Raw genomic sequence first — 11,496 nt, forward strand, 5'->3', positions numbered from 1 at the left:
CGCCCCCGCGGCGGCGCACGCGTACATCGAAGCGCTCTATCCGCTGCAGCAGTTCATGAACGAATCCCAGGTCATCGCCGAGGGCGTCCTCGAATCGGCCGACCCCAAGACCAAGACCGCCCAGGTCAAGATCCTGCGCTCCCTCAAGGGCAAGTGCGCCTACCCCGTCCTGCGCCTCAACATCGGCGCCGGTCAGGAATGGCACCCCGACGCCGTCTTCCGGCATCTGGTCCCCGGCGCCCCCGCCCTCTTCTTCTTCGACGGCGGCGGCCGCGCCGAACTCTACGTCAACCGCTTCTTCATGCAGCTCTACGCCGACGGCCAGCCCCCCGAGAAGGCCTGGTGGACCTTCACCCACATCGAGATCCGCTGCAACCGCACCTACGTCGGCCCCGCCGACGAATTCATCAAGCTCGTCGGCGACATCCTGGCCGGCAAGGTCAAGCCCCCCGCCCCCGATCCCAAGATCCCGCCCATCTCCCGCCAGGACGTGGCCGCCCTGCCCGTCTGGGGCCAGCCCGTCAAACCCGAAGAACTTCCGGCCTCCTTCCGCAAGCGCGATCCCAACGCTCCGCCCCCGGCGGGCCCCGTGCCGGTGAACGCCGAGGGGTTCGTATCCCGCTGGCTCGTCCTGGGCCCCATCCCGCTCGGGCCCGGCGCCTCCAATCACAGCGAGGAAGGCCAGAAGGGTTTCTTCGCCCAGCCGTGGATGCCCAACCCCAAGGAAGCCCGGCCCAAACCCCTGCAGAACGCCACCGTGGCCGGCCAGGAGATGAAGTGGGACGTCTCCGACATCGGCGACTACTTCGTGGACTTCGGCGCCCCCGAGAACTCCATGCACATCGTCCTGAGCTACGTCGTGGCCGACCAGGACCTCTCCGAGCTGACCCTGGCCACCGGATCCGACGACAGCGCCGTCTGGTGGCTCAACGGCGAAGAAGTCATCCGGGTCTACTCGGGTCGCGCCGTGGGGAAGGACCAGGACCGCTCGCGTCCGGTGTCCCTGCGCAAGGGAGCCAACGTCCTGATGGGCGCGGTCATCAACGGCGGCGGCCCCACCGCGGCGTGCGCCCGCTTCCTGGCCAAGGACGGAAAACCGGTCACCGCTCTCAAGGCGGCCGCCCAGCCTCAGTGAGAGGACGGAGGTCCACACGCCCGCCCCGGGGAGCGTATAACCTATCGGTCAGGCTGACCGTTCAGGAAATTCCCCGGATTAAGGAGGAGCGGGCATTATGAAAAAGGCATTGACCGTCGTGGCCGCCCTGGCCGTTCTGGCGGGACTGGCCTGGGCTCAGGCGGGCAAGAAGGCCGTCAACCGGAAGTGCCCCGTCAAGCCGGATGTCCGGATCGACCCAGCCATCACCGTGACCTATAACGGTAAGACGATCGGACTTTGCTGCACGGACTGCGTGGACAAGTGGAAGAAAAACCCCGCGGCCTACGCGGGCAACGTCAAGGAAGACGCCCACCTGCCCCTGGAGCCCGAAAGCCTGCCGAGCGCGAAGGACGCCGTCGAAAACGGCAAGACCGGGCCCTACCTGACCGTGCTCTTCTTCACGGACGGCAAGGGCCCTTCGCAAGCCATGCTCAAGGCGCTTTCGGAGCCGTCGGTCGAGGCCGAAATCGCCAAGTGCTCTTACGCGAAGGTCGAATTCAAGAAAGACTCGGAGGAGGCCAAGACGTTCAAAGTGACCTCGGCGCCGACGCTCCTCCTGCTGGACCCGCGATCCACGCCCCCGAAGGAATTCAAGCGGCTCACCGCCGCCGCCCCCGCCGCCATTCTCAAGGAACTGCAGCTGGCGGCCAAGAAGCTCGAGGAGCCGCAGAAATGAAACTTCCGGAGCCCCGGTGCGGAAGGTCCTTCTCCTGATCCTCCTGCCGGCCGGGTCCGCCCCGGGCCCGGCCGGCCCCTTCGAACTCCTCGAGGGCGACCGCGTCGTCTTCGTGGGAAACGCCTTCGTGGAGCGCGATCTCCACCACAACTACCTCGAGGCGTTCCTGACCGAACGGTTCGCCGGACGCCGGATCCTCTTCCGCAACCTCGGCTGGAGCGGGGATACGGTCTTCGGTCACGCCCGCGCGGGATTCGGAACCCCCGAGGACGGCTTCCGCGCCCTGGTCCGCCACCTCTCGGAACTCCAGCCGACCGTGCTCTTCCTCGCCTACGGCATGAACGAGTCGTTCGACGGAGAACCCGGCCTTCCGGAGTTCCGCAAAGGCCTGGAGCGCCTTCTGGACGCCGTGACCGGACTCGGTCCGCGGGCCGTCTTTCTCGTCTCCCCGATCCGGCATGAAAACCTCGGGCCGCCGCTTCCGGATCCGGAGGAACACAACCGCCGGCTTCGGCTCTACGGCGACGCGCTCCGGCAGGCCGCCGAAAAGCGACGGCTCGGCTTCATCGACCTTTTCGACGGCCTGGCGCCCGGGCCGGGCGAAGGCCCCCTGACGGACAACGGCATCCACCTCACCGACCGAGGATATCGCCGCGCCGCCGAGACGATCCTCCGGGCGCTGGGCCTCGGGCCGGTCCCCTCCGAGGTCTCCGTGACGCTCGAGGGCGCCTCGCGGGCCGCCCGCCGCGAGGCGCTCCCCGGCGGCCGGTCCCGCCTCCGGATCGAAGGCCTCCGCCCCGGCCGGTACGAGCTCCGCGTGGACGGCGTTCCCGCGGCGTCCGCGACCGCCGAGGAGTGGGCGCGCGGCGTGGAGATCGATCACGGCCCGGAGGTCGAACGCTTCGAGCGCCTCCGCGAGGCGATCCGCCTGAAGAACTTCCACTACTTCAATCGGTGGCGCCCGCAGAACGAAACCTACATCTTCGGGTTCCGCAAGCGCGAACAGGGCCACCTGGCCCCCGAGATCCCGCGCTTCGACCCCGTGGTCGAGGCCAAAGAACGGGACATCGCCGCGATCCTCGCGTCCGCCCCGCCGGCGTACGTCCTGGAGGTTCGGCCGTGATCGCGGCGCTTCTGGCTCTGCTCCTGCAGGCGCCGCAGGAACCCGATCCCGAACAGGAACGCCGCTCCTTCAAGGTCGCCGAAGGCTGGGAGGTGACGCTTTTCGCGGCCGACCCGCTCGTGGCCAAGCCGATTCAGATGAACTGGGATCCCCGGGGGCGCCTCTGGGTGGCGACGTCGACCGTCTATCCGCAGATCCTCCCCGGCCAGACCCCGGACGACAAGATCGTGGTCCTGGAGGATTCCGACGGCGACGGCCGCGCGGACCGCTCGCACGTCTTCGCCGAGGGTCTCTTCATCCCCACCGGGGTCGAGCCCGGCCGCGGCGGAGCGTATGTGGCGAACTCCACCGAGCTTCTCCATCTGGCGGACACCGACGGCGACGGCCGCGCGGACCGCCGGCGCATCCTCCTTTCGGGCTTCGGCACGGAGGACACGCACCACATCATCCACACCTTCCGCTGGGGCCCCGACGGCGCGCTCTACTTCAATCAGTCGATCTACATCCACAGCCACGTCGAAACCCCCCACGGTCCGCGCCGCCTCGGCGGGGCCGGCATCTGGCGCTTCCGGCCGGACACGTACGAACTGGACGTCTTCGTCCGCGGCATGTGCAATCCCTGGGGCCACACGTTCGACGCCTGGGGACAGTCCTTCGGCACCGACGGCGCGGGCTTCGACGGCATCCACTATCTGCTCCCCGGAGCCACCTTCGTGCACTTCCCCGGCGCGGAGCGTCCCTTTCCGGGGCTCAACCCGGGACATCCCAAGTACTGCGGCCACGAGATCCTCAGCGGACGCCACGTCCCGGAGGACTGGCGCGGCAACATCGTCGCCAACGACTTCCGGGCGCACCGCATCGTGCGGTTCGCGATCGGCGACGACGGAGCGGGATACTTCGCCAAGCCGCTCGGCGACCTTCTCTCCTCCACCGACCCCGCGTTCCGTCCCGTGGACGTGCGGATGGGGCCGGACGGCGCGCTTTACGTGGCGGACTGGTACAACCCCATCATCAACCACGGCGAGGTGAGCTTCCGCGATCCCCGCCGCGACAAGACCCGCGGGCGGATCTGGCGCCTGAGCTTCAAGGGCCGCCCCCTCGTGCCCCGGCCCCGCCTCCACGGCGCGCCCGTCCCCGAACTCCTCGAACACCTCAAGGCGCCCGAAGACTGGACGCGCCACATGGCCCGGCGGGAGCTGGCCGAGCGCGGGCCGGCCGAGGTCCTGCCCGTCCTGACCGCCTGGATCCGCACGCTCTCCGACGAACACGATCTCCTCGAAGGGCTTTGGCTCCAGGAGACCCTCGGATCGGTCGAGCCCGATCTCCTGCGGCGCCTTCTGCGGGCGCGGGACCCGCGCGCCCGCGCGGCGGCCGTCCGCGTCCTGGCCCACGTTCATCGCCGGGTTCCCGACGCCCTGGCGCTGCTCGAGGAGCGCGCGGCGGACGACCATCCCCGCGTGCGCCTGGAGGCGGTCCGTGCGCTTCAGGAGATTCCCTCCGAGCGGGCGATCGAAGCGGCCTTCCGGGCGTTCGACTTCCCGGTCGACCGCTTCCTGGACTACGCGCTCTGGCTTCTGGCCCGCGAGACGCGGGATCGGTGGGTTCCGGCCTTCGAAGCGGGCCGGATTTCCTTCGGAGGCGACGCGCGGCGGCTCCAGTTCGCCCTCCAGGCGGCGCGCGCGACGTCGGCGCTTCCGACGCTGGCGCGCCATTTGCGCGAGGGGCGGATCGTGCACGGCCGCGAGGGAGTCGTCGAGTTCCTGGCCGCCTCGGGGGGGCCGGAGGAACTTCGGACGCTCTTTGAGCTCCAGGACGCGGCGCTGCGTCCCCGCGTGTTCGAGCATCTGGCGCGGGCGGCGCGGGAGCGCGGGGCGCGCCCCGCGGGGGATCTCGGGCGCGTCCGCGAGCATTTCGACTCGGTCGAAGCGTCTCTCGTCCTGGCCGGGGCCTGGAAGCTCGAGGCGCTGCGGCCCGAGCTGGAGCGCCGCGCCCGGGCCGGAAGCCGGGCGGCGGTCGAGGGCCTCGTCGCGCTCGGCGGCCCCGCGAGCGTGGAGTTCTTCCGGCGGCTGGCCGCTCCCGACGGCCCGGAAGGCGCGCGCGTCCTCGGAGTCCTGGGGCTGGCGGCGCTCGACGTCCAGGCCGCCGCCGGGCCCGCCGCGCAGATCCTGGCCGCGGCGCCGCTCGACCTCGTCCCCGCCTTCCTGTCCCGCAAGGGGGGAGCCGAAGCGCTCGCCGCGGCGCTCGATCCTTCCAGGATCCCCGCGGACGCCGCGCGCCTGGGGCTTCGGGCGATCTATGAGGCCGGCGGCCAGGCGCCGGCCCTGGCGGAGGTCTTCCGCACGGCCGTGGGCCTCGGATCCCGCAGCCGCGAACGGTCCCCCGAGGAGATGAAGGCGCTCATGGCCGACGTCCTGGCCAGGGGCGACCCCGCGCGCGGAGAGGACGTCTATCGGCGGCGGGAGCTCGGGTGCGTCCAGTGCCACGCGATCGCGGGCGCCGGGGGCAACGTGGGGCCGGACCTTCTGAGCCTCGGGGCGAGCGCGCCGCTCGACTACATCGTGGAATCCGTTCTTCTGCCCGAGAAGAAACAGAAGGAAGGCTACGCCTCGCTCCAGGTCCTGACGACCTCCGGGGACGTTCTGAGCGGGGTCGTTCTTCGCCGTTTGCCCGACGGAGGCGTGGTCCTGCGGGACCCCGCGCGGGACGAGATCGTCCTTCCGCGCGGCAAGATCGAGGCGATGAAGCCGATCGGTTCGGTCATGCCCTCGGGCCTGGCGGACCTCCTGACGGACGCCGAGTTCCTGGATCTCGTGCGGTTCCTCTCGGAGCTGGGCAAACCGGGGCCCTTCGCCGCCGGCGTGGCTCCGGTCGTGCGCCGATGGCGCGTGCGCGAAGGGGCGTCGCCGGCCTGGATTCCCGCCTACAGCCGCGTCTCCGGGAACCTGCCGCTCGAGGGCGTTTCGGCGGCCCGGGCCGAAATCGAGGTCACCACGCCGGGAACATTCCGCGTGCGGCTCAATTCGGCCGCGGGCCTCTCCCCCGCGGTGGACGACCGCCCGCTCGCGCCGCGCGAGGAATTCGAGCTGGAGCTGGGCGCGGGTCCGCACGCTCTGACCTTCGGGGTGGACGGCGCGGCGCGGAAGGGATTGCCCCTGCGGTGCGAAATCGAGGAGGCCCCGGGATCGCCCGGCCGCCTTCGGATCGTGTGCGGCAAATAGCCGCTCCGTCGCGTTCACTTCCTCGACTTGACCAGCTCGATCGCGGTCTCCGCCAGGAGGTCTCCGGCCTCCGGCGCAAGCTTGCTCCGGATGCCGAACGTGACTTCGTAGCCGCCGCGCCGGAACGCCTCCCGGTGGGGAACGTACCCCACCATGCCGTTGGCGTAACCGACGACCCGCGTGCGCACGGGATATGTTTCCTCCTTGATCCGAAGGCCGTACTCCACGAAGTATTCGGCGGGGACGGCGACGTAGGCGAACTCGTCGAGAAAGAGGGCCTGGACCTCGGCCGGTTCCTTCCCGTTTTTCCGGCGGATCTCTTCGAGGAGGGCCGGCATCGTCTTATCGTAGAAGCCGGGCTCGCCGAAGCGCTGGGCGCCCCGCGCGGTGCCTCGAAGATCCGCCTCGGTGTAGGCGCGGTAGGGCAGCTCGATCGTGCGGCTCCGGGCGGACAGGCGCGCGGCGGGACGGAACTTCATAAGTCCGATCGCCTTTTCCGCCGCCGAGGCCAGAACCCGGCCGCACTCGGCCATCGTCTTTTCCTTGTTCACGCCGGAAGGGTCGTTGTGGTGCAGATTTCCGGCGGCTCCCTGGAGAAAAAGCGCGACGGGCCAGCCTTTTTCCTTCAGGGCGAGGGCGAGCTGGCCGGGATAGCCGGCGCTGAACGCGTCGTCGCCCCCGTGGTGGCAGGGATGGCAGGCGAAGTTGACGATCGCGCCGAGAGGCGCCCCCTCCTTCGATCGCGCCGCCAGAACCGCCACCTCCGGATCCACGGGACCTTCGAAGGCCAGGGCGTCGGGATCGCGGAACGAGCCGTGGCAGCGGACCGTTCCGTTGCGGTAAAGAACCCGCCGGTTGTACGCCACGTTCCACTCGAAGACGCCGGCCAGCCCGATTTCGGCCTCGCGGCGACCCTGCCAGGCGCGGACGAAGGCCTCCGCCGCGCGGTCGATCATCCGCTCGACGTAGGCATCCTCGCGCGGATAGAGGTCGGCCTCGACGGCCGGTCCGGCATGGTTGTGCGTGGCGGCCACGAGGAGAGCTTCCGCGGGAAAGCCCGTCCGCTCCTGAACGCGCCGGCGGATCTCCGCCGTCGTGTCGCGGTGGACGAAGAGGACGTCGAGGGCGATGAAACCCGCGCGGCCGCCGCCGGACTCGAAGACGGCCGCGCGGGCGAAAAGCGGATCGAGCACCCGCCGGCCGTAGACGAGGCTGTTCCAGCCGCATTTCCGGGTCCCGGGTTCGGGCGTGATGTCCTCTTCGGCGAAGCCGGCCTTGAGGGAGACCGGATCCTGGAGAAGGCAGAGGGCCAGCGCGAGGGGAATCATCGGGCCTCCGAACCGCGCGTCCGATATTACTACGCCGCGATTCCGGCGCTCGGGGCCTCGATCACGGTCCGGACACCTGCGTCCGGAGAAACGCGGCCCGCTTCCGGGCGACCCGCTTGAGGTAGTCCGGGTAGCCGTCGAATTGCGCGTTCGTGATGGGCTTGTACGGATCCTCGTAGACGGCCCGGCGGATCCGGGCATATTGAGCGTCGATCCGGGCGGCCACGCGGTCCGGGTGCGCTTCGCGGTCGAGAACGAAGGCGATCTTGCTCATGTAGAGCGCGCGCAGGGTCGGGGTGTCGCGGACGACCGCCGCGAGTCGGGTGTTGCCGAAGTTGTGGAAGATGTCCCGGGTCACCTCGGCGCCCGCCCAGGTCTGATCCAGGTCCCACGGGATCAGCTCGAACCGGCCGGTCGCCGGCCGATGGTACACGTGAACGTTGTGCGGAGGCCCGGCGTCCCTCAGGAGACCGTCCCGGCTGATCACCACCGCCTCGAGGGCCAGATAGAGCGTCACGTTTTCGAGATCGCAGACGGACCCGAGCTCCGAGGGCCGGTGATTGAGGATGTCCAGAAAGCGGGGAATCACGGAATGGTCTCCGTCCTGCTCATTCGTTTCGGGTTCCCAGGGCTCGGGGAGATAGAGCGACGGATCGGCGCCGCGGTACGCGAACGCCTCCGGGCGATCCACGCGCAATCGATAGAGATTTCCGTCTTCGCCGCCGTAGCGGTGGCGGATGAGATCCCCCGTCACCCGCTCTTCGGCCATATAGACGCCGCGATACTCGCCGTTGACGAAAAGGCGGCAGTACGCGGCGCGGGGCGTGGCGGGCAGGAACGCGCGGAACACCCCGTAGGAGAGGCTGTCCCGCATCATGGTGGTCTCGCGGAGCCCGTCGAGCTTCAGGCTCTTGAGACCCATGAACTTCCGGCCGGGCACGAAGACGTTGAAGTCGAAACGCAAGGACATCTTCGGGTTGCCCGGATAGCGGGAGGAAGCTCCGCTGGGTCGGACGCCGACCGGGGAGAGGGTGACGTCCTTCCATCTCAGGGTGGCGGTCCGGTACGTGTCGCCTCTGGTATCCTGGAGGATCGATTCCCAATCGTCCGGCGCAAGCGTCAGGTGGAAATCGTTGAGCTCGCTTTCGTCGAAGACGGAGCGGGACGGATCGGACGCGGCCGGGGGAGGCTCGGGTCCTCCCAGGGCGGCCGTGGGCCGGCCCTCGTCCCCGTCTCCGCAGGCCGCCAGAAGGAAGACCGCCGCCGCCACGGGCCTCAGGCCGCGCTGCATTTCGAAACCTCCCGCGTTCGGCAGGAAAAAGGCGCCTCGCGCAGCGAATGACCCGCGAAGGGGCGGAAGGTTACGCCAGAATGCCCCGGACCACGTTCCCGTGGACGTCGGTCAGGCGGAAATCGCGGCCGGCGTGCCGGTAGGTCAGGCGCGTGTGGTCCATCCCGAGAAGATGCAGGATCGTCGCGTGGAAGTCGTGGACGTGGACCTCGTCCCGGACGATGTTGGCGCCGATCTCGTCGGTCTCGCCCCAGACAAGACCGCCCTTGACGCCGCCGCCGGCCATCCAGGAGGAGAAGGCCCGCCCGTGGTGGCTGCGCCCTTTCGGACCGTCCTTGTGCGGCGTGCGCCCGAACTCGGTGGTCCAGACCACGAGCGTCTCGTCCAGCATGCCGCGGCGCTTCAGATCCTTGAGGAGCCCCGCGATGGGCTTGTCGACGTTCCGCGCCAGCGGCTCGTGCGTGGCCATGTCGGAATGGGCGTCCCAGTTGTTGGAGGCTCCCACGTCGATGAGCTCGATGAACCGCACCCCGCGCTCGGCCAGGCGGCGGGCCACCAGGCACTGCCAGGCGAAGCCCTCCATTTTCCCGCGCTCCAGGCCGTACAGGCGCAGGGTCTCGTCGGATTCCTTGGAGAGATCGAACGCCTCCGGCACCTCCATCTGCATGGCGAAGGCCGTTTCGAAGGACTTGATGCGGGCCGCCAGCGCCAGGTCCCCGTCCCGGCCGGCCAGGTGCTCCCGGTCGAACGCGTGCGCCAGGCCCAGCTCCATCTCCTGGATCTCCGCCCACGGCGTCCGCCGGTGCAGATCCGGAATCGGCTCCGGACCCGGCACCACCCGGACGCCCTGATGGTAGGCGGGCAGGAAGTCGTTCGAGAACACCTGGGTTCCCGCGTACGGAAGCTGGGGCGCGATCACGACGAAGGACGGCAGGTTCCGGTTCATCGTCCCCAGCCCGTAGCTCACCCAGGAACCGAGGCTCGGGCGCGCGACGGAAACGGACCCCGTGTGAATCCCCAGCGTGGACTGGAAATGGTCGCTGTGATCCGACCGCATCGTGCGGATCACGCAGATGTCGTCCATGCACTCCCGGATGTGGGGGAAGAGATCGCTCACCATCGTTCCGCACGACCCGCCGGGCCGGAACGGCCAGAAGGGCTTCAGCAGGTTGCGGGCGTCTTTGGCGTGCGGCCCCAGCCGGACGGTCTTTCCGTCCAGATCGAACAGCGCCGGCTTGTAGTCGAAGGTCTCGAGATGCGAGACTCCGCCCGTCATGAAAAGAAAGATCACCCGCTTGGCCCGCGCCGGAAAGTGCGGCGGCTTCGGCGCCAGGGGATCCGAGGCCCCTTCGGCCAGAAGCTCCCCCAGGATCCCGGGCAGCAGGATCGATCCGCCCACCAGGGACCGCAGGACGTCGCGCCGGGTGCAGCCACAACGGTCAAGGCGTTCCATCAGGGTCAATCCACGTAAATAAACTCGTTGAGCCGGAACAGGACCCGCGCGTAACTCTCCCACGCCTCCGTTTCGCGGCGGTCCTCGGGTACGCCGGCCGCGCCGAGACGCTCCCGCACCGCGGCCAGGTAGGAGCGCCCCGCCTCCCGCTCCTTCGAGGAGGGCGGCCGGCCGAACGCCAGAAGATACGCCCGCTCGATCCGCTCCGCCTCCTCCCCGCGCTCGCGCCGCAGCCGCGCGGCGAAGGCCCGCGCCTGCTCGTGCACGAAGGGGTCGTTCAGCAGGAAGAGCCCCTGAAGCGGCGTCGTGCTTTCCGTGCGCACCGCGGTCGAGGCGTTCGTGTCCGGTCCGTCGAAGAGCCCGAAGAACGGATGCCGCCGGATCCGCTGCGTCATGACGTAGACGCTCCGCTTGGCGGTCTCGTACACCGCGATGAACGGTCGATGCTGGGTGAAGGACCACGTGCTCTGAGGCGGGAACGGATGGGGTCCCCCCGGCGTCCGGTCGAGCGTTCCGGCCACCGCCATCAGAGCGTCCCGGATCGCCTCCGCCTCGAGACGGCGCCTCGGGAACCTCCAGAGATACACGTTCTGCGGATCGACCCGGAGCGCCGCCGCGTCGGCCCGGCTGGACATCCGGTAGGTGCGCGACAGAAGAATCAGCCGGTGCAGCGCCTTCACCGAGCCGCCGCTCTCCAGGAACCGCCGCGTCAGCCAGTCCAGAAGCTCCGGATGGCTGGGCGCCTGGCCCCGCACGCCGAAGTCGCTCGGCGTCGCCACGATGCCCCGCCCGAAATGATACTGCCAGACGCGGTTGGCCATCACCCGCCACGTCAGCGGATTGCGCGGATCCGCGATCCACTCGGCCAGCGGCAGCCGCCCGCTTCCCGCGTATCCCGAGGGCAGCTCCTGACCCCCGAGCACCGAGAGAAACCGCCGCGGCACCTCCGGGCCCAGCGTCTTCGGATCGCCCCTCAGATGGACCTTCGCGTTTCCGGGCTTGGTCCCTTCGGCCACCGCGTAGGCCGACTCGACCACCGGCATCGCCTTGGCGTACTCCTCGCGCTTCTTCTGAGCTTCCTTGATCGCCCCGCGCAGCTCCTCCAGCCGCCGCCGGGCTTCCGCGACGCGGCGGGACCGCTCCGCCTCGGCCACGAGCGCCGCCCGCTCCGCCTCGAGGCGCGCCAGCTCCGCCCGGACCCGCGCCTCGGCGGCCGCCAGATCGTTGAAACGCTTCGCCAGAACGGGGTCG

General features: G+C 69.7%; 8 protein-coding genes. 4 read left to right on the forward strand and 4 right to left on the reverse strand.

What is annotated here, in order from left to right; translation table 11 throughout:
- From VNO22_07500 to VNO22_07515, 4 genes are all read left to right on the forward strand, one after another.
- The coding region (locus VNO22_07500; protein ID HXG61200.1) for a hypothetical protein at window positions 1-1,135 on the forward strand (1,135 nt) is incomplete at its 5' end.
- A 97-nt stretch (window positions 1,136-1,232) separates the two neighbouring features.
- Window positions 1,233-1,832 carry a hypothetical protein gene (locus VNO22_07505; protein HXG61201.1) on the forward strand — a complete coding sequence of 200 codons (600 nt, stop codon included), beginning with the start codon at window positions 1,233-1,235 and terminating at the stop codon, window positions 1,830-1,832.
- Window positions 1,833-1,848: 16 nt separating this feature from the next.
- On the forward strand, window positions 1,849-2,955 hold the full coding sequence (locus VNO22_07510) for an SGNH/GDSL hydrolase family protein (GenBank protein ID HXG61202.1): 1,107 nt from the start codon (window positions 1,849-1,851) through the stop codon (window positions 2,953-2,955).
- Entirely contained in the window at window positions 2,952-6,173 is a 3,222-nt protein-coding gene (locus VNO22_07515) for a PVC-type heme-binding CxxCH protein (GenBank protein ID HXG61203.1), read from the forward strand. The genes VNO22_07510 and VNO22_07515 overlap by 4 nt, the downstream gene beginning before the upstream one ends.
- Window positions 6,174-6,187: 14 nt before the next feature.
- Here VNO22_07515 and VNO22_07520 read toward each other — a convergent pair whose 3' ends face one another.
- The 4 genes from VNO22_07520 to VNO22_07535 form a co-directional block, all read right to left on the reverse strand.
- The gene (locus VNO22_07520; GenBank protein HXG61204.1) at window positions 6,188-7,501 is read right to left on the reverse strand and encodes a hypothetical protein; all 1,314 of its coding nucleotides are present in this window, start codon (window positions 7,499-7,501) and stop codon (window positions 6,188-6,190) included.
- Between the two features lie 61 nt (window positions 7,502-7,562).
- Window positions 7,563-8,792 carry a CotH kinase family protein gene (locus VNO22_07525; protein HXG61205.1) on the reverse strand — a complete coding sequence of 410 codons (1,230 nt, stop codon included), beginning with the start codon at window positions 8,790-8,792 and terminating at the stop codon, window positions 7,563-7,565.
- Between the two features lie 70 nt (window positions 8,793-8,862).
- Window positions 8,863-10,245, reverse strand: a complete 1,383-nt coding sequence (locus tag VNO22_07530; protein ID HXG61206.1) for a DUF1501 domain-containing protein — start codon at window positions 10,243-10,245, stop codon at window positions 8,863-8,865.
- A 5-nt stretch (window positions 10,246-10,250) separates the two neighbouring features.
- Window positions 10,251-11,496, reverse strand: a 1,246-nt coding sequence (locus tag VNO22_07535; protein HXG61207.1) for a DUF1553 domain-containing protein, incomplete at its 5' end; no start/stop codon positions are given.

Source organism: Planctomycetota bacterium, assembly GCA_035574235.1.
Lineage (GTDB): Bacteria > Planctomycetota > MHYJ01 > MHYJ01 > JACPRB01 > DATLZA01.